Source organism: Pseudodesulfovibrio karagichevae (assembly GCF_041414475.1).
In the GTDB taxonomy this organism is placed as follows: domain Bacteria; phylum Desulfobacterota; class Desulfovibrionia; order Desulfovibrionales; family Desulfovibrionaceae; genus Pseudodesulfovibrio; species Pseudodesulfovibrio karagichevae.
This window is the reverse complement of record NZ_JBGLYH010000031.1, coordinates 16,125-35,089: the sequence shown is the minus strand read 5'-3', so window position 1 is coordinate 35,089 and position 18,965 is coordinate 16,125. Positions and strand designations below refer to the sequence as shown.

The window sequence follows — 18,965 nt, the reverse complement described above, 5'->3', positions numbered from 1 at the left end:
TGGTTCATTTATCGTTAATCGACGATAAGCGATATGCGCCCGGTTGTCAACGGCGCGGACCGGCGTGCTAGACCGCCGGCCGGGTCCCGGCCAGCCGTCGCTGGGCGCGCATGGCCATGACCGATTCCACAGTGTACACGGTCAGGCCGGACCAGATCAGGGCGAAGGTCAGCAGGTGGCCGGCGTTGAACGGCTCCCTGTAGACGAACACGCCGAGCAGGAAGGCGATGGACGGGGACAGGTACTGGAGCAGGCCCAGGGTGGTCAGCTGGAGCCGCCGGGCGCCGTAGGCGAAGCCGATGAGCGGCGAGGCCGTGACCACGCCCGCGCCCATGAGCAGCAGGTCCACGTTGAGTCCCTGGTGGAACAGGGCGGACGTGCCGTGGGCCTGGAGCCAGAGGATGTAGGCCAGGGCGAACGGGCCCAGGACCAGGGTTTCGAGGAACAGGCCGGGCAGGGACTCCACCGAGGCGATCTTGCGCAGCAGCCCGTACAGGCCGAAGCTGACCGCCAGGGCCAGGGATATCCACGGCAGCTGGCCGTGGGCGATCACCGAGTTGGCCACGCCCAGGGCGGCCAGGCCGATGGCGACCATCTGCAGGGGCCGCAGCCGCTCGCGGAAGAAGACGAAGCCGAGCAGGACGTTGACCAGGGGGTTGATGTAGTAGCCCAGGCTCGTGTCCAGGACGTGGTCGTTGTTCACGGCCCAGATGTACAGCAGCCAGTTGCAGCCGATCATCAGCGAGCTTCCAGTCAGGATGAGCAGGTCGCGTCTGGATTTCAGCGGGGCGAAGGTGTCGCTCCATCCCCGGCGCAGGGTCAGGATGACGGCGATGAAGAGCAGGGACCAGACCACCCGGTGGCAGAGAATCTCGAAGGGATTCACGGTGATCAGGGACTTCCAGTACACGGGCAGGAGCCCCCAGCCGAAGAAGGCGGCCAGGGCGGCGGCGAAGCCGTAGGATGTCTGCTTGGGGTCGATGTTGCGCATGGGGTTCTCTCTCGGGGTATCGGAGCGAGAAGATACCCGTGGACGCGTGCCGGGTAAAGTCGGAAAAGGCGATGCCCCCGATCAGGAACGGCACATGGACCCGGCCAGCCTGCTCAGGGTACGTACTCCCTGTTCCAGCTCGTCGGTCCACGGGCAGCCGCAGCTCAACCGGATGTAGTTGGCGAACTTGTCCTGGGTGGAGAAGATGGCTCCGGGCGCGATGCCCACGCCCTCGGCCCGGGCCTGGAAGAACAGCTCCACCGAGTCCACGGACTTGGGCAGTTCCAGCCAGAGGACCGCGCCGCCCACGGGGTGCGTCACCCTGGTCCCGGCCGGGAAATGGCGGCCCAGGTGGAGCTGCATGGTATCCATCTGCCGCTCCAGGTCCGTGCGCAGCTTTTTCAGGTGGCGTTCAAGGCGGCCCTGGCGCAGGTATTCGGCGATGGCCATCTGGGCCGGGGCCGAGCTGGACACGTTGGTGGTGGCCTTGATCTCCAGCGCCTTCTGGCGGTACCGGCCGGGCAGCATCCAGCCCACCCGGAAGCCGGGCGCGATGGTCTTGGAAAAGGACGAGCAGAGCAGGACCAGCCCCTTCCTGTCGAACTGCTTGAAGGTGCCGGGCCGCTTGGGGCCGAAGTGCAGGTCCGTGTACACGTCGTCCTCCACCAGGGGGATGTCGCGCCTGGCCAGCATGTCGACGATCTCCCGCTTGGCCTCGTCCGGGGTCAGGCTGGAGTCCGGGTTGTTGAAGTTGGGCGCTAGCACGCAGGCCGCGATGTCGAATGTCTTGAGCGCGCGGGCCAGTTCGGCGGGCGAGACCCCGTGCTCCGGGTCGGACGGCACCTCGATGGCGCGCAGCCCCAGGGTTTCGAGCAGTTGCAGGAAACAATAGTAGGTCGGCGACTGGATGAGCACGGTGTCGCCCCGGCGGCAGACCGAGCGCAGGGAGAGGTACAGGGCCTCCATGCACCCGGCGGTGATCAGCGGATCGTCGGGCTCGGCCGGGATGCCGAACTCCATGGACCGGTAGGCGATCTGGCGGATGAGTTTCGGGTCGCCGGGGATGGGCGCGTAGCCCATGGCCCGCTCGGGCTCGGCCCGGACCATGGCCGCGGTTATCCGGCCGAGTTCGCGCAGGGGCATGCGCTGGGGACCGGGCGCGATGACGTCGAGCGCCACGCGGTCCGCCGCGCCCACGGATTCGAGCACGCTTTGTATCAGCCCGATGCGGGTCACCGGCCTGGGTTGGGCCATGGGCGTGGGCGCGGTCTCGGTGCGCGGCAGGCGCTTGGACTTGCGGCGCACGAAGAACCCGGACCGGGCGCGGGCCTCGATGACCCCCTTGCGTTCCAGCTCCAGGTACGCCTGGTTGACCGTGGACACGGACACGCCGAGCTTGGTGCTCAGGGAGCGCAGGGAGGGCAGCTTGTCGCCCAGCCCGAGCGCGCCCGCGTCGATCATGGACATGACGTTCTTCTCCACGGTCCGGTATCGGTATGTCTCCATGGTTCACCTGAATCTGTTTCGTATGAATTTTGTTTGAACTGTATCTGTACCGATTACAGAAATTCGGCTTTACTGCAAGACATGGATACAGCAGATTAACCGGGCCATGGCCCGAAAAACGCTCAGAGAGAAGTTCGTCATGACCACCCAAACCCTTGCCGGGGAACAGACCGGTTCACCCATGATGTCCGCCGCCCGACAGGTGGCGCCCATTGTCATGGGCTACCTGCCCGTGGGCGCGGCCTACGGCGTCCTGGCCCAGCAGGCCGGGCTGTCCCTGCTCAACACCGTGCTCATGTCGGTCCTGGTCTACGCCGGGTCCGCCCAGCTCATCGCCGTGGCCATGTTCGCGGCGGGCCTGAATCCGGTCTCGATCATCGCCACCACCTTCGTGGTCAACCTGCGCCACCTGCTCATGAGCGCGTCGCTGGCCCCGAACCTCAAGAGCTGGAACAAGTGGGAGCTGGCCTTGTTCGCCTACGAGGTCACGGACGAGTCGTTCGCCGTGCACTCGGTGCGTTTTGCGCGCGGCGACCTGAACAAGACCACCTGTTTCGGCATCAACGGGCTGGCCCAGATATCCTGGGTGCTGGCCTCGTTCGCGGGCTATTTCGCCGGGGCGTCCATCCCGAGCGTGGAGCCGCTGGGCATCGACTACGCCCTGCCCGCCATGTTCATCGCGCTCCTGGTCATGCAGATGAAGAACGTCCTGCACATCCTGGTGGCCGGGTTCAGCGGCCTGCTCGCCCTTGTCCTGAATCAGGCCGGAGCGGCCCAGTGGTCGGTCATCCTGGCCACGGTCATCGGCGCAACCTTTGGCGCGGGAGTGGAATCATGGACCAGAAAATAGTCTTCCTGACCATCGTCGGCATGCTCGCCGTGACCTACATCCCGCGCATGGTCCCGCTGGTGGCCCTGGCCTCCCGGACCCTGCCCGAATCCGTGGTCCGCTGGCTGTCCTACGTCCCGGCCGCCGTGCTTTCGTCCATGCTCTTCCCGGCCCTGGTGCTCAGGGACGGCGGCGTGGACCTGACCCCGGACAACTACTTCCTGTGGGCGGCCGTCCCGGCCTTCATCCTGGCCTGGCGGACCAGGTCCTTTTTCGGCACCGTGGCCCTGGGCATGATCCTGGTGGCGGCGGGGCGCTACTTCATCGGATAGGAGCGGAGCATGAAGACCATCGGACTCATCGGCGGCATGAGCTGGGAATCCTCCCTGGAGTACTACCGGGTCATGAACGAGGCCGTGAAGACCCGGCTGGGCGGCCTGCATTCGGCTCGCATCCTCATGAACTCCGTGGACTTCGCCCCCCTGCGCGAGCTCATGTGCGCGGGCGACTGGGCGGCCGTGGGCAACGCTCTGGCCGACGCGGCCCGCACCCTGGAGTACGCCGGAGCCGACCTTATGGTCATCGGCACCAACACCATGCACAAGGTGGCCCCCGAGGTGGGGGCGGCGGTTTCCGTGCCGCTCATCCACATCGCCGACGCCACGGCCAAGGCCGCCCGCGCGGGCGGCTTCTCCCGGGTGGGCCTGCTCGGGACCGTCTTCACCATGGAGGACGACTTCTACGTGGGCCGCCTCAAGGAGCACGGCTTCGAGGTCCTGGTGCCCGAGGCCGGGGACCGCAAGCTGGTGGACCGGGTCATCTTCGACGAGATGTGCAGGGGGCTGTTCCTGGACCCGTCCCGCGCCGAGTTCGTGCGCATCATTGATTCCCTTGCCGCGCGCGGGGCCGAGGCGGTCATCCTCGGCTGCACCGAGATCGGCCTGTTGGTCCGGCCCGGCGACACCAGGGTGCCCACCCTGGACACCTGCCGCATCCACGCCGAAAAGGCGGTGGAGGCGGCTCTCGGCTGATCTCCGGGCGCCCGGTCCGCCCATTGTCCCCATCCCGCGCTTGACGCGCTCCCGTAACGTGATATGCCATGTTGGCGCGCCGCGAGGGCCCGCTTTTGTCTCATGTTCATCGGGGAGGGTGTGTGAGCGAGACTGTCGACATGACCTTGAAGGATTTGCTGAACCGTTCCGTGGAGCGGTACGCCGAGCGGACCGCGCTGTCGTTCGTGGACGGCGAACCCATGACCTATGGTCGGTTCGGCGAGCACGTGGAAGAACTGCAGACCGTGCTGCGCGGCCTCGGCATCAAGCCCGAGGACAAGATCGCCCTCATCGGCGAGAACATGCCCAACTGGGCCATCGCCTACTTCGCCGTGACCACCATGGGGGCCATCGTGGTGCCCATCCTGCAGGAGTTCCACCCCAGCGCGGTGCAGCACATCCTGCGCCACTCCGAGGCCAAGATGGTCGTCGCCTCGCGCCGCTACATGGACAAGGTCGAGGGCGAGAATTTCCCCAACCTCGAGACCATCATGGTCATGGACGACTTTTCCATGGAGGACGAGGAGGGCACCCGGACGACCTACCGCGAGGCCCTGGAAAACGCGGGCGAGCGCATCGAGCAGTTCGCCGAGGCGGCCCGCGACCGGGTGGAGCACCTGGGCGAAGTGGCCCGGGAAAAGCTGTCCGAGACCGCCCGGGAGCGCATGAACAAGTTCAGCGACAGCGCGCGGGAGACCATGGGGAAGTTCTCCGACTCCTACAACCAGACCGTGGAGTGGTTCAGCGCCTCGGCCCGCCGGTTCATCGACTGGAAGACCGGCAAGCCCTTCGAGCTGACCGGGGACCACGTGGCCGCCATCCTGTACACCTCGGGCACCACCGGCCACTCCAAGGGCGTGGTCCTGACCCACCGCAACCTGGTCCAGAACTGTATTTCCGGGATCAAGACCATTCCGGTCCTCGAGACCGACCGCTTCCTGTCCGTGCTGCCCATGGCCCACACCTACGAGTGCACCGTGGGGCTGGTCATCCCGCTCTATTCCGGCAGTTCGGTCTTCTACCTGCAAAAGCCGCCGACCCCCAAGACCCTGCTGCCCGCCATGCAGAAGGTCAAACCCACGATCATGAACGTGGTCCCGCTGATCATCGAGAAAATCTACAAGAGCCGGATCAAGAAGAAGCTGACCGGTTCGGGCGTGACGCGCGGGCTGATGAAAATCGGCGTGACCCGGCGCAAGCTCTCCCAGGTGGCGGGCAAAAAGCTCATCGAGGCCTTCGGCGGCGACCTGCGTTGCCTGTGCATCGGCGGCGCGCCCCTGGCCCCCGAGGTGGAGCTGTTCCTGCTCGACGCCAAGGTGCCCTACGCCAAGGGGTACGGCATGACCGAATCCGCCCCGCTGCTGGCCGGGATCAGCCCGGAAGAACAGCGCTTCAAGGCCATCGGTCCGGCCATCCCCGGCGTGGAGCTCAAGATCGACGAACCCGACCTGGAGACGGGCGAGGGCGAGGTCCTGGCCAAGGGGCCGAACATCATGCGCGAGTACTACAAGGCCCCCAACGACACCGAGGCGACCTTCACCGAGGACGGCTGGCTCCGGACCGGCGACCTGGGCAAGTTCGAGGACGGCTACCTCTACCTCAAGGGGCGGCTCAAGAACGTCATCATCGGGCCCAGCGGCGAGAATATTTATCCCGAAGAGGTGGAGTCCATCATCAACGCCAACGACTACGTCCAGGAATCCCTGGTGCTCGAGTCCGGCGGCAGGCTGGTGGCCCGCATCCACCTCAACTACGAGGCCCTGGACGAGCAGTTCGGCGTCAAGAAGCTGATCGAGTCCGAGGTCCGCGATCGCGTGCGCAAGATCCTCGACGACATCCACCGGGAGGTCAATTCCAAGGTCTCCTCCTTCGCCCGGCTCAACCGCGTGGTCGAGCAGACCGAGCCCTTCGAGAAGACGCCCACCCAGAAGATCAAGCGGTTTCTGTATACCGATCAGTAGCGTGGGGCGGCGTTTGGCGCGCGCCGGGGGGTGCGCTAGGTCGACGTCCCGGCCGTCCTGGCCAGCGCCGTCCGGAAGCTTTCGATGTCCACGGGCTTGGCCAGGTAGTAGTCCATGCCCGCAGCCAGGAACTTCTCCCTGTCGCCCAGCATGGCGTACGCCGTCATCGCGATGATGGGGATGCGCCGGTTCCCCTCGCCCGCCTCGCCGTTGCGGATGCGTTTCGTGGTTTCCACGCCGTCCATCACCGGCATTTGCACATCCATCAGAACGAGGTCGAAAGACCGTTCGCGCAGGGCGTCCAGGGCCTTTCGTCCGTCGATGGCGGCCACAGCCTCGTGCCCCAGCCGCTTGACGATCGTGTTGGCGGTGATGAGATTGGTGGGGTCGTCCTCGACGACCAGCACCCGCAGCGGGGCCCTCGTTTTCGCGTCCCCGGCGGCCTTGACCGGTTCGGGCGCATGGGCCGGGCCCTCGTCATTCAGGCCGAACGGAATGCTGATGTAGAACGTCGATCCCAGTCCCTCGTTGCTTTCCACGGCAAGCGCCCCGTCCATGAGCGCGGTCAGGCGCTTGGTGATGGCCAGCCCCAGCCCGGCCCCCTGGTACTGGCGGGAGAGGCTGGAGTCGATCTGGGTGAACGGGGCGAACAGGGTGTCCAAGGCCCGGTCGCCGATGCCGATCCCGGTGTCCGCGACCGTGAACAGCACGCGGCACTCGTGCAGCCTTGCCCGCGGCAAGGGCAGGACATCCACCTCGATGGCCCCCCGGTCGGTGAACTTGACGGCGTTGCCCACGATGTTGCTGAGCACCTGTTGCAGGCGGGGGGCGTCGCCGAGCAGTTCGTCGGGAACGCCGGGGTGCACGCGCACCCGGAAGTCCAGGCCCTTTTCCCTGGCGCTCGGACCGAAGAGCTGGCTGATGGCCTCCATGGCGTCCCGCAGGTCGAAGGGCTCGCGGACGATCTCGACCTGGCCCGCCTCCACCCTGGAGAGATCGAGGATGTCGGAGAGCAGCCGGGTCAGCCGGTTGCTGGACTGGATGGCGGTCTCGACGAACTCCTCCTGCTCCCCGGTCAGCGAGGTCATCTCCATGAGCTGGAGCATGCCCACGATGCCGTTGAGCGGCGTACGGATTTCGTGGCTCATGTTGGCCAGAAACGCGGACTTGGCCTCGTTGGCGGCTTCGGCCGCTTCCTTGGCGTCCTTCAGGACCTTTTCGTTGTGCCGGAGCTCCCTGGTCCGGGCGGCGACCTGCCGTTGCAGTGAGCGGTTGAAGATGATCACCGCGACCAGCAGGAGCAGGACCGCCAGGAACACGGCAGCGATGACCTTCAGGTTGCGTTCGAAGAAGCTCGGCTTGCGTTCCAGGCTGAGCGTGACCCACTTGTTGTAAATGGCCTGCCGCTGCTTCTCGCCGATGGTGTTGAGGACCTTGTCCAGGATCGGCGCGAGCGGGGCCTTGGACTTGTTCACGGCGAACCGCAGGTCCCAGTGAAAGTCGAGTTCCGCGTCGTACTGGAGATTGGTGATGCCGTATTTCTCGATCAGGTAGCTGGCTATCATGTAGTCCACGACCGCCCCCTGGGCCGCGCCCGCCGACACCTTCAGCAGCACGGTCAGGTCGTCGCCGCAGTTGACGATCCTGACGCCCGGGTAGTGCTTCTTCACGTAGTCCAGGCTGGAATAGCCCTCGATTCCAGCGATGGTCATCGAATTGAGCGCGTCCAGGGACTTCATGCGCGGCGTCTTGCTCCGGGTCAGGATGACCAGCCTCGTCTTCAGGAAGGGCTGGGTGAAGACGAGTTCCTTCTCGCGCTCCGCGGTCTTCTGGGCCGCTCCGACCAGATCGAACCCGCCGGTCATCATGGCGTGGTAGAATTGTTCCCAGTTGTTGAAATAGACGCGCTGGAAACGGATGCCGAGCTTTTCCTCGAAGATCTTGACGTAGTCGGAGACGATGCCCTTGTGTTTCCCGTCCTCCATGTAGTCGCCTGGCGGCCAGGAAGGATTGGGCCCGTAACGGAGGGTGTCCCTGTTCGCCTCGAGCCAGGCGGTTTCCTCGGGAGTCAGGCCCAGCGCCGGATCGGGAGCGGCGGCCGAGGCGGGCAGGGCCCCCAGCAGGACGCAGAAGAGCAGGAGCAGCGGCAAAAGCCGTGCGCGGCACCGCCCCATGCGGGGCTCGGGGGCGTTGCGCCGGGGCTGAACGCCGGTCCGAGGGTGGCGAGTCTCTCTGTCTGCAATCATAATGCCCCAGGCCGGATACGGTATCGTTCCATGATGTGGGAAAACGGACCCTTCCGAGTATACCCATCAAAGCAAAAAATATCGGCGATGTCCATTCACAAATGATAGGTGTCGGTTTTCGCCGGAAGCGGAGGCGGCCCCGCAAAACGGGAGCGAAACGCGGCGGAAGGAGGGGAGGGCGGATAAGAGGCGGAGGAGAGGGGGGAGGAGAGAACCACGCTTGAAGGGTCTTCCCTCCCCCGGAGGAATCTGTTTACTTCACGTCGGCGGCGACGCGCAGGCGGATGATCTTGTCGGGGTCGGTGACCGAGCCGCTCTGGCCGGCCCCCTTCTTGATCTTGTCCACGAACTCCATGCCCGAGGTGACCTGGCCCCAGACGGTGTATTGGCCGTCGAGGAACGGGGCGGGAGCGAAGCAGATGAAGAACTGGCTGTCCGCGCTGTCCGGGTCCGAGGCGCGGGCCATGCCCACGGTGCCGCGCTGGAACGGGGCGTTGCTGAATTCGGCGGGCAGATTCTGTCCGGAGCCGCCCCGGCCGGTGCCGGTGGGATCGCCGGTCTGGGCCATGAAGCCGTCGATGACCCGGTGAAAGACGATGCCGTCATAGAACTTCATGCGCACGAGCTCCTTGATCCGGGCCACGTGCTTGGGGGCCAGGTCCGGGCGCATTTCAATGACCACCCGGCCGTCGGCCAGGTCCATGTACAGGGTGTTTTCCGGGTCCTGGGCCTGGGCGGCCGGACAGGCCAGCAGCACCAGAAGGGCGCAGGCGAAGAGGGATTGCAGCAGGATTTTCATATCGCTCCCGTGGGTTGTGTTTGGGTCTGGACGGCGCGGTCCCAAGGGCCGCGCCCCACACGGGTGTAGCGATTTTCGCCGGGGAATGGAAGCCGCGGGAGACGGTTTTCGCGCCCGCCCGGCCGGGTCAGTTTTGCAGGTGCCTGCCGCTGTCGCCGAGGCAGCGGGTGATGTAGTCCTGGAGCTCCTCGCGCTCCAACGGCTTGGCCAGGAACAGGGTGGCCCCGAGCTTGAGCAGGTTGGAGATGTCGCTGATGCCGACCACGGCGGACATGATGATGATCGGCAGGTCGTTGAACTGCTGGTCGCCGCGCAGGGTCTTGATCAACTGCTGGCCGTCCATCTCGGGCATCATGATGTCGGTCAGCAGCAGGTCGAAGTCGTTGTTGGCCATGAGCGTTTCATAGGCGTGCTTCCCGTGCGGGCTGACAAAGGCGATGTGGCCCAATTCCTCGACGATCTTGACGGCGAGTCTCTGGGATATGCGGTCATCCTCGGCAATCAGTATCTTGGCCATGGCCGACTTCCCCTCCTGTTGGTGCGACATTCGGCTTTGGTGGACGCTAAGAAGCAATGGATAACAGACAAAGGCCTGCATGTCACCGGCGTTAGATGTGCTCCTGCGCGAAAAAAGAGATGGAGGCCGCCATGGGGCGGAAAGAGGGAGGACAGGGGGGGCCGCGCTCGCCGGAGCGGGCGCGGCCGGGAAATCAGGCCTTCTCGATGTGCATGACGTCACCGAACTCACAGGTGACCTTGTAGTTTCCGCCGCTGGTCTCGACGACGAAATCGTTGCCCGGGAACAGAGTGCAGGCGGCCAGGAAACCATCATTGATCATGATGTCCTTGGCCTCCCCGTTGGATTCGAACCTGACCGTGGTCCCGTCCGCAAGAGTGACCATTTCTCCATGATGGACATCTACGGGCAGATCGGCTTCGGTAAAAGATGACATACTATCCTCCTGAGTTATGGAAAAGACTCCACCATGGATTGGCCTATACACCGCGAAAAGCAAAATGAACAGCCCAAAAGGGATGGAAGCGGCGTGGGGCTGGTTTTCGACGGGCAAGTGATGTATGGGTCATTCCAGGAGATATGCCGGTGAGCTCGACCATTCTCGTCGCCGACGGCGACGCTTCCATACGCGCGCTGATCAAGGACATCCTCGAAGCCAGAGGCTACCGGGTGGAGACCGCCTCCAGCCCGGCCTCGGCGGCCGCCCTCATGGCCCGGCGCGGCCCGGCCCTGGTCCTGGCCGCCCACGGCGAGGAGGACGACGGCGGCTCCCTGGTGCACGAGGCGGCCCGGCTCGGCCTGGTCACCCCGGTCATCCTGCTCATCTCGGCCGCCGTTGACAACCCCGGCCGCCTGGCCCGCGACTGCGGGGCCATGGCCTACCTGCAAAAGCCCGTGGTCCGCTCCCAGCTGGAAATGCTCGTCCGCCTCGGCCTGGCCGAGAACGAGCTGCGGTCCACGGCCACGCTGCAGGAGGCCCGCCTGTCCTCGGCCCACGCATTTCTCAAGTCCATGCTCAACGCCGACGAAGGGGTCATTTTCCTCCTGGACGAGGACGCCTTGGTCCTCGAGTGCAGCGGCCCGGTGGAGAGCCTGCTGGGCCGGGAGGTGGGCGAGTGCGCCGGGCAATCCTATCCGTCGTTGTTTTCAGACGCCGTGGCCAACCTGCACGAGGGGGCCATCGCCAAGGCTCGGACCACCCGCGAGACGGCCCGGCTCGAGGAGCACCGGGGCGGCATGGTCCTGGAGACCCGCGTGCGGCCCGCGTTGCAGGGGAACACCCTGTCCGGGTTCGTGGTCTCGCTCAGGGACATCACCGCCAGGCGGCGCGGCGAGGTCGGGCTGGCCGAGAGCGAGAAACAGTACCGCAGCGTTTTCGCCGGGGCCTCGGACGCCATCCTCCTGGTGGACCGGGAGCGGGGCACGGTCATGGAGTGCAACGACGCGGCCTGCCGCGCCCTGGGCTACGACCAGGCCGAGATACGCGGCGTGGACATCCAGGACCTGGTGGCCCACCCGGAGCAGTTTCTGGCGGCCATGACCCAGGGCGGCAAGCGGGTGTCCTACGACTACCTCAAGCGCAAGAACGGCTCTTCCCTTCCGGTGGAGCTGGCCATGAGCTATTTCACCAACGCGGGCCGGGACGTCTGCATCCTCTACGCCCAGGACATCTCGCGGCGCAGGATCGTGGAGGAGGCGCTGCGCGAGGGCGCGCGCCTGTACCGGGCCGTGGTCGAGGACCAGACCGAACTGATCTGCCGTTACGGGCCGGACGGCAAGCTGACGTTCGTCAACAACGCCTTCGAGCGGTTCGTGGGCCAGGACGAGGAGGATGTCCTGGGCAGGGATTTCTTCGCCTCCATGGGGTCCATGGACCGCAGAGTCCTGACCGAGTGGCTGGACCACTTCGACCCGTCGCGGCCCGTGTTCGACCGCGAGGTCCGGCAGGTCCGCTCGGACGGCGAGGAGCGCTGGATCTCGTGGACCCACCGGGCCGTGCTCAACGACCGCAAATCGGTGGTCGAGATCCAGGCCGTGGGCCGCGACGTCACCGAGCACAAGGCCGCCGAGAGCGCCCTGGCCCAGGCCACCCAGGAGAAGGAGCAGTACCGGCTGAACCTGGAGGCCACCTTCGCCTCCATCCCGGACGCCATCCTGACCGTGGACTCCGGCCTGTCGGTCATCGCCACCAACAGCGCGGCCAAGAGCCTGTTCGGGTTCGCGGAGGAGCGCTCCAGGGGGCTCCGGCTCCAGGACGTGGTCCGGGACGAGACCAACCCGTGCGTCCAGGTGCTGCGCCAGGTCCTCAAGACGGACAAACCGGTGCGCGGCTACGAGATCGAGCTGAAGACTCCGGCCATGGGCGACCGCATGGTCGAGATCAACTGTTCGCCCCTGGTGGACAAGGACCGAAGGCACGCGGGGGCGGTGCTCATCGTCCGCGACATCTCCCACATCGCGGACCTGGAAAAGCAGTTGCAGCAGCGCCACGGGTTCCGGGGGATCGTGGGCCGCAGCGGCCCCATGCAGGACATCTACCAGCTCCTGGAGCAGCTTTCGTCGCTGGACTCCATCGTGCTCATCCTGGGCGAGTCGGGCACGGGCAAGGAGCTGGCCGCTGAGGCCCTGCACTACGGCGGCGTGCGCGCGGGCAAGCCGCTGATCAAGGTCAACTGTTCGGCCCTGTCCGAGAGCCTGCTCGAAAGCGAGCTGTTCGGGCACGTGCGCGGGGCCTTCACCGGCGCGGTCCGGGACAAGGTCGGGCGCATCCAGGCGGCCCAGGGCGGCTCCCTGTTCCTGGACGAGATCGGCGACATCTCCCCCATGCTCCAGCTCAAGCTCCTGCGCTTTCTGGAGAGCAGGGAGTACGAGCGGGTGGGCGAGTCCAAGACCTGCACAGCGGACGTGCGCATCATCGCCGCCACCAACGCGGACCTGCGCGAGGCCGTGCGCCGGGGCTCCTTCCGCGAGGACCTGTACTACCGGCTCAACGTCATGCCCGTGACTCTGCCGCCGCTCAGGGACCGGCAGTCGGACATCCCCATGCTCACGGACCACTTCCTGGCCATGTTCGCGGAGAATTTCGGCAAGCATTTCGATGGGGTGTCCGAGGAGGTCATGGACCTGCTCCTGACCTATTCCTGGCCGGGCAACGTGCGCGAACTCAAGCACGCCCTGGAGCACGCCTGCATCCTGTCGCCGGGCAAGATCATCGAGCTCAAGCATATCCGCAAGGACCTGGTGGACCAGATCCGGAGCGGCATCCCGGAACCGGCGTCGACCCCGGAGCCGGGCGTCCCGGCGTCGTTCGTCATGCCGCACCGGCCCGGCAGGGAGGACATCCTGGCCGTGCTCCGCGAGTGCGCGGGCAACAAGGTCCAGGCCGCCCGCAGGCTGGGCATCCACCGGGCCACCCTGTACCGCAAGCTCAAGGCCTGGGGCCTGGACGGCTGATCCCGACTTCCCTGCCTGGCCGCAGCCGCCCGCCGCCAAGGTGAATTTATAACCATACTAACGTGTTGATGTGATGCAACACGGCCCGCTCCCTGCTATGTTCCAAGGCAAGCCCGGACTGCGGACCCTCGCGTCGGTGGTCCGGCGAGGAGCGAAAGCATGCGCACGATCAAGACCATCGAGCCACAAGCCATAGATATAGAATTGCAGAGCGGGGAAGGGCCTCTTCTGGTCGCCTTCCTCAAACGGAACGAGAAATATTCCGGCCAGGTGGCGGTGTTGGAGGCGGCGTGCAGGACGCACGGCGAGTCCGTCCGCTGCTTCCTGTACAACGCGGATTATCTGGACACGGCCACCGACCGTTTCGCGGTCAAGGGAACGCCCACCTTCCTGCTGTTCCACGACGGCCGCGAGGTCAACCGGCTCATCGGCGAGTCGGACGGCGCGACCCTGGACGAGTTCATCGACGCCGCAGTGACGGGGCTGTCGGACTCCGTCCGGTCCTAGCCCGGCCGCTTCCCCCGCAAACCGGACCTCGACGGCACCGCCGGTTTGCCGTATACAGGCGGTTCCCCCGACCCAACCCGATGGAACCGCCGACCATGAACCGCCTTCATCCGCATCCGACTCCCGCCGCCCCAGGGCCGGAGCCGTCGTTTCCGGCCAGGCTCCAGGTGGAGGTGACCACGCGCTGCAACATGCGTTGCGCCATGTGCGTCAAGTCCGCCCCGGACAGCGATATCCCCGAGACCGACCTCGACCTCGAGGCCTTCCGGCGGCTCACCCCGGCCCTGGCCCGTTGCGAGGCGCTGGTCCTGAACGGCATCGGCGAGCCGCTGCTCAATCCGGACCTGGCGGACATGGCCGCCCTGGCCCGCAAGACCATGCCCGAATCCGGCTGGATCGGCTTCCAGACCAACGGGCTGCTTGTCACCGAACCCCTGGCCGACCGGCTGGTCGAAGCGGGCGTGGACACCTTCTGCGTCTCGGTGGACACCCTGGAGATGGGTGGCCACGGGCAACCCTGCGGCGACGGCGAGCTGCACGGCGGGACCGGCGCGGCCCGTCTGGAGCGCGCCTTCCACCTGCTGCACGAGGCCGGGGAGCGGCACGGCCGCAGGCTGCGGCTCGGCGTGGAGTTCGTGCTCATGCGCGACACCGCCGCGCAACTGCCCCTGGTGGTTCGCTGGGCCGGGGAGCTCGGCCTGGGGTTCGCCATCGTCTCCCACGTCCTGCCGTACGATCCGGCCATGCAGGCCCAGTCCCTCTTCAACCCCAATACTCCCGCAGCCACGGCCCTGTTCGAGAAGTGGCAGGCCCGGGCGCTCCGCGAAGGCCTGGACCTGCACGACCAGCACGGCGTGGCCTGGAAGTTTGTCAAGTCCGACCGGGAGAAGCGGCTGCACGAATTGGTCAAGGGGCTGCTCGGCGAGGCCGAGGAATCGGGCGTGTGGGTCCACCTGCCTCACCTGCTCGAGTGGGACCTGCGCAACCGGGAAGGGGCCGAGCGGAACCTGGCCCACCTGTTCCGGCAGGCCGGGGATGTCGCCGGGCGCACCGGGATGGAGCTGCGCCTTCCCCCGCTCCAGGCCTGCGACGAGCGGCGCTGCCATTTCGTGGAGGACGGCACGGCCTTCGTTACCTCCAAGGGCGACGTCAGCCCGTGCCAGTTCCTGTGGCACCAGTACGCCTGCCACCTGGACGGCGGCCGGAAGATGGTCCGTCCGTGGCTCTTCGGCAACGTCCGCGAGCACGACCTTGTGGACATCTGGCAGAGCGCCGCCTACACGGATTTTCGCCGCCAGGTGCTGGAATACGAATACCCCTATTGCTCCAACTGCCCGTTCGTGCCGTGCGACGACATCAAGGGCGCGCCGTTTCCCTTCGACTGCGACTGCCTGGGCGCGACCATCCCCTGCGGCCACTGCCTGTGGTGCATGGGCGGGTTGCAGTGTTTGCTGTGAGAAAGCTGAGCAGGCAATAACGGGGACGATTCAACCCAACGTATGGGGTGCAGGGGTGCGAACCCCTGCCCGCCGGAGGCGAAGTCACCCGACTATCGCCGCGAAGCGGCTTTCAAAAACTGATTTTCGACAAAAAGGGCGCCCGGTCAAACCGGGCGCCCTTTTTGTTTACGGAATTTTCTCCCCTAGTCGGCGGGGGTGTGGCCGTCGAGGGTCAGGAGGGTGTGGTAGTGTTTGGGCCGCCGGTCGCGGTAGAAGCCCCAGCCGGTGCGGAAGTTGCGGATCTCGTCGAAGTCCACTTCGGCGGTGAACACGCCCTGAGTGGTCCGGTCGGCGTCGGCAAGGAGTTCGCCCATGGGGTCGGTGATGAACGACGAGCCGTAGAAGGTCATGGTCACGTCCTCGTCGGTTTCGGTGCCGATGCGGTTGGACGCGCAGACCGGCAGGATGTTGGCGGCCGCGTGGCCCTGCTGGGTGCGCCGCCAATGCGGCATGGAGTCCCAGTCCGGCATGGTCGGCTCAGAGCCGATGGCCGTGGGAAACATGAGCACGTCGGCGTCCATGAGGGCCATGGACCGGGCCGTCTCGGGATACCACTGGTCCCAGCAGATGCCCACGCCGACCTTGCCGAAGGCCGTTTCCCAGACCTTGAAGCCGGTGTCGCCGGGGTTGAAGTAGTACTTCTCCTCGTAGCCCGGCCCCTGCGGGATGTGGGTCTTGCGGTACAGGCCGAGCGTCTTTCCGTCCGCGTCCATCATGGCCATGGAGTTGTAGAACGCCTTGCCCGCGCGCTCGAAGAAGGACACGGGCAGGACCACGCCGAGCTCTTTGGCCAGGCCGGAGAACCGGGCCAGCAGCGGGTCGTCGAGGCGCGCCTCGTGGGCCAGGGAGAAGTACTCGAACTTCTGCTTCTTGCAGAAGTACGGCCCCTCGAACAGCTCCTGCAAGAGGATGATGTTCGCGCCGAGTCCGGCGGCCTCGCGGACCAGGGATTCGGCCCGGTCCACGTTGGCGGCGAGGTCGTCGGTACAGGCCATCTGGGTGACGGCCAGGGTGGTCTTGGTCATGGCTTGCTCCTAAAAAACCGGCAGCGGAGCACCCTTGGGCTGCTGCTGGGTGATGCAGTGGATGCCGCCGCCCCCGGCGAAGATGTCCAGGCACGGAAGCTGGATCACCTCGTGAGCGGGGAAGGCCTCGCACATCAGCTTGTAGGCCACCGCGTCCATGGGGTCGTCGAAGGAGGACATGACGATGCCCCGGTTGGCGATGTAGAAGTTGATGTAGGAGAGGTCCATGCGCCAGTCGCCGTTGTAGCGCGGCGCGGGCTGGGGCATGCGGATGATCTCGAAGGACCGGCCGCGCGCGTCCGTGGCGGCTTCGAGCCGCTTGATGGCGTCCTGCGAGACCTTGTAATTGCCGTCTTCCGGATCGGTGCAGTCGTGGACCATGACCACGCCGGGCCTGGCGAAGCAGGCCAGGATGTCCACGTGGCCGTTGGTCTCGTCGTCCTCCAGCCCGTCGCCGAGCCAGATGACCTTCTCGGTGCCCAGGTAGGCGGCGAAGAGGTCCTCGAAGTCCTTTTTCGAGAAGCCCGCGTTGCGCCGGGGGTCGAACTGGACCTGTTCGGTGGTCAGCAGGGTTCCCTCGCCGTCCGAGTGGATGCCGCCGCCCTCTATGATGCAGGGCGCGGCATAGCGGCGCATGGACAGGTGCTCGAGCACGGCCTGGGCCATGGGCTCGTCGTATTTGCCCTCGTAGCGGGCGATGTGGCCCCAGTCATTGAAGACCCAGTCCACACCGGCCACGCCGCCCTTGCCGTCGACGACGAAGGTCGGGGCCGAGTCGCGCGACCAGGAATCGCGGGTGTCCATGGGCACCAGGGTCACGGCGTCGCCGCACAGGGCTTTCGCCTGATCCATGAGCTCGGGACGGCACATCATGTAGACCGGCTCGAACCGGCTGATGGCCTTGGCGACCTCGGCATAGGCCTGCCGGGGCTTGTCCATGCCGAAGGGCCAGGCCGACGGCTTGCACGGCCAGATCATCCAGGAGGCCTCGTGCTCGGCCCATTCTCCGGGCATGAACAGCCCGTCGCAGGCCGGTGCGCGGACCGGGACGCGGATGGGGGTAACGGGAGTGTTCGCCATTTCTCTCTCAGTCTGCCGAAAGGCAGGCGGTTGAAGGTTCGGTTGCCGACGCTAGGCACCGGTGTTGATCATAACGTGTTTGGTCACCAGGTAGTCGCCCACGGCCTCGGCGGACAGGTCCTTGCCGAAACCGGACTGTTTGAACCCGCCGTGCGGGGTCTCGGAGGCCAGGGGCAGGTGGTCGTTGACCCACACGGTGCCGAATTCCAGCGCCTTGGACACGCGCATGGTCCGGGCCACGTCCTTGGTGAACACGGACGACGCCAGGCCGAAGACCACGTCGTTGCCCATGGCTATGGCCTGGGCCTCGTCGTCGAAGGTCTGGATGGTGATGACCGGGCCGAAGACCTCCTGCTGGACGATCTCGGAATCCTGGCGCACGTCGGTGATGACCGTGGGCGTGTAGAAGTGGCCGGGCCGGTCGATCTTCTGGCCGCCGCAGAGCACGGTGGCCCCGTCGGCCCTGGCGTGATCCACGAAGCCGGAGACCATCTCCAGGTGGCGGGCGGAGATCATGGAGCCCATCATGGTCCTGGAATCGAAGGGATCGCCGACCACGACCTTCTTCATGGCCTCGGCCATGACGTTGCAGACCTGCTTCTCGATGGATTTGTGGCAGATGATGCGGGTCGCGGCGGTGCAGTCCTGGCCGGAGTTGCAGAAGGCGGCCACGGACAGTTTCTCGGCCACCAGGTCGATGTCCGCGTCGCTGAAGACCAGGCACGGGGCCTTGCCGCCCAGCTCCAGGTGCACACGCTTGACCGTGTCGGCGCAGCTCTTCATGACCGACTTGCCGGTCTCGGTGGCGCCGGTCAGGGAGACCATGCGGATGTCCGGGTGGCTGGTCAGGATGTGCCCGACCGAGCCCGCGACTACGTTGACCACGCCGTCGGGGATGCCCGCCTCGGCGGTCATCTCGCCGAGCATGAGCGAGGTGCGCGGGGTCAGGCTGGCGGGCTTGAGCACGGCGGTGCAGCCCGCGGCCAGGGACGGGCCGAGCTTCCACACGCCCATGAGCAGGGGGTAGTTCCAGGGGGCGATCTGGCCCACCGGGCCCACCGGGTCACGGCGGTAGATGGAGGTGTAGCCCGGGGCGAACTCGCCCGCGTGGTGGCCGCCCGTGTCGCGGGCGGCGGCGGCGAAGAAGCGCAGGTTGTCGATGCAGAACGGCAGGTCGGCGCCGAGGCTGAGGAACTCGTAGGGCTTGCCCGTGTCCTCGGACTCGATGCGGGCGAATTCCTCCTTGCGGCTCTCCAGAAGGTCGGCCAGCGTCCAGAGGCATTTGGCCCGTTGGGACGGGGTCAGGCCGGACCAGCGGCCGTCGTCAAAGGCGGTTTTGGCCGCGGCCACGGCCTTGAGCACGTCCTTTTCCCCGGCCTTGGCCACGGTGGCGATGGTTTCGCCGGTCGCCGGATTCTCCACTTCCACCCGAGCGCCGTCGGCAGCGTCGGTCCACTGGCCGTTGATCCAAAGCTTCATCTCTGTCGCGTTCATGGGAAT

Annotated in this window: 16 protein-coding genes; 7 read left to right on the top strand and 9 right to left on the bottom strand. The window is 66.2% G+C overall.

Annotated features, from left to right (window positions below):
• Nucleotides 1–67: 67 nt before the first annotated feature.
• Nucleotides 68–991 carry an EamA family transporter RarD gene (rarD, locus tag AB6M95_RS11595; protein ID WP_371386914.1) on the bottom strand — a complete coding sequence of 308 codons (924 nt, stop codon included), beginning with the start codon at nt 989–991 and terminating at the stop codon, nt 68–70.
• Nucleotides 992–1,072: 81 nt separating this feature from the next.
• Nucleotides 1,073–2,497, bottom strand: a complete 1,425-nt coding sequence (locus tag AB6M95_RS11590) for an aminotransferase-like domain-containing protein (protein WP_371386913.1) — start codon at nt 2,495–2,497, stop codon at nt 1,073–1,075.
• 139 nt (nt 2,498–2,636) lie between these two features.
• Between AB6M95_RS11590 and AB6M95_RS11585 the strand changes: the two genes are divergently transcribed.
• The 4 genes from AB6M95_RS11585 to AB6M95_RS11570 all read left to right on the top strand — a co-directional run bounded on the left by AB6M95_RS11585 (nt 2,637) and on the right by AB6M95_RS11570 (nt 6,339).
• The gene (locus tag AB6M95_RS11585) at nt 2,637–3,347 is read left to right on the top strand and encodes an AzlC family ABC transporter permease (RefSeq protein WP_371386912.1); all 711 of its coding nucleotides are present in this window, start codon (nt 2,637–2,639) and stop codon (nt 3,345–3,347) included.
• Nucleotides 3,332–3,658, top strand: a complete 327-nt coding sequence (locus AB6M95_RS11580) for an AzlD domain-containing protein (protein WP_371386911.1) — start codon at nt 3,332–3,334, stop codon at nt 3,656–3,658. The genes AB6M95_RS11585 and AB6M95_RS11580 overlap by 16 nt, the downstream gene beginning before the upstream one ends.
• Before the next feature lie 9 nt (nt 3,659–3,667).
• Nucleotides 3,668–4,357, top strand: a complete 690-nt coding sequence (locus AB6M95_RS11575; RefSeq protein ID WP_371386910.1) for an aspartate/glutamate racemase family protein — start codon at nt 3,668–3,670, stop codon at nt 4,355–4,357.
• Nucleotides 4,358–4,479: 122 nt separating this feature from the next.
• Nucleotides 4,480–6,339, top strand: a complete 1,860-nt coding sequence (locus tag AB6M95_RS11570; RefSeq protein ID WP_371386909.1) for an AMP-binding protein — start codon at nt 4,480–4,482, stop codon at nt 6,337–6,339.
• 35 nt (nt 6,340–6,374) lie between these two features.
• Here the strand turns inward: AB6M95_RS11570 and AB6M95_RS11565 are convergent, their stop codons facing one another.
• From AB6M95_RS11565 to AB6M95_RS11550, 4 genes are all read right to left on the bottom strand, one after another.
• Nucleotides 6,375–8,513: a response regulator gene (locus tag AB6M95_RS11565; RefSeq protein WP_371386908.1), complete on the bottom strand. Its 2,139-nt coding sequence runs from the start codon at nt 8,511–8,513 to the stop codon at nt 6,375–6,377.
• 325 nt (nt 8,514–8,838) lie between these two features.
• Nucleotides 8,839–9,384 carry a peptidylprolyl isomerase gene (locus tag AB6M95_RS11560; RefSeq protein WP_371386907.1) on the bottom strand — a complete coding sequence of 182 codons (546 nt, stop codon included), beginning with the start codon at nt 9,382–9,384 and terminating at the stop codon, nt 8,839–8,841.
• Between the two features lie 127 nt (nt 9,385–9,511).
• Entirely contained in the window at nt 9,512–9,901 is a 390-nt protein-coding gene (locus AB6M95_RS11555) for a response regulator (protein WP_371386906.1), read from the bottom strand.
• A 193-nt stretch (nt 9,902–10,094) separates the two neighbouring features.
• Complete coding sequence (locus AB6M95_RS11550) at nt 10,095–10,337, bottom strand: hypothetical protein (protein ID WP_371386905.1); 243 nt, start codon at nt 10,335–10,337, stop codon at nt 10,095–10,097.
• A gap of 143 nt (nt 10,338–10,480) precedes the next feature.
• Here AB6M95_RS11550 and AB6M95_RS11545 point away from each other — a divergent pair, with 143 nt between their 5' ends.
• From AB6M95_RS11545 to AB6M95_RS11535, 3 genes are all read left to right on the top strand, one after another.
• On the top strand, nt 10,481–13,354 hold the full coding sequence (locus AB6M95_RS11545; protein ID WP_371386904.1) for a sigma 54-interacting transcriptional regulator: 2,874 nt from the start codon (nt 10,481–10,483) through the stop codon (nt 13,352–13,354).
• A 159-nt stretch (nt 13,355–13,513) separates the two neighbouring features.
• Entirely contained in the window at nt 13,514–13,861 is a 348-nt protein-coding gene (locus tag AB6M95_RS11540; RefSeq protein WP_371386903.1) for a thioredoxin family protein, read from the top strand.
• A 95-nt stretch (nt 13,862–13,956) separates the two neighbouring features.
• On the top strand, nt 13,957–15,318 hold the full coding sequence (locus AB6M95_RS11535; RefSeq protein WP_371386902.1) for a radical SAM/SPASM family putative metalloenzyme maturase: 1,362 nt from the start codon (nt 13,957–13,959) through the stop codon (nt 15,316–15,318).
• Nucleotides 15,319–15,503: 185 nt separating this feature from the next.
• Here the strand turns inward: AB6M95_RS11535 and aguB are convergent, their stop codons facing one another.
• From aguB to AB6M95_RS11520, 3 genes are read right to left on the bottom strand one after another with little or no spacing between them, the layout of a single operon-like run.
• A complete protein-coding gene (aguB, locus tag AB6M95_RS11530) occupies nt 15,504–16,385 on the bottom strand; it encodes an N-carbamoylputrescine amidase (protein ID WP_371386901.1) in 882 nt (293 codons plus the stop codon).
• Between the two features lie 9 nt (nt 16,386–16,394).
• Nucleotides 16,395–17,465 (bottom strand): agmatine deiminase family protein, encoded by a 1,071-nt coding sequence (locus AB6M95_RS11525; RefSeq protein ID WP_371386900.1) that lies wholly within the window; start codon nt 17,463–17,465, stop codon nt 16,395–16,397.
• A gap of 51 nt (nt 17,466–17,516) precedes the next feature.
• On the bottom strand, nt 17,517–18,959 hold the full coding sequence (locus tag AB6M95_RS11520; protein WP_371386899.1) for an aminobutyraldehyde dehydrogenase: 1,443 nt from the start codon (nt 18,957–18,959) through the stop codon (nt 17,517–17,519).
• Nucleotides 18,960–18,965: the final 6 nt, after the last annotated feature.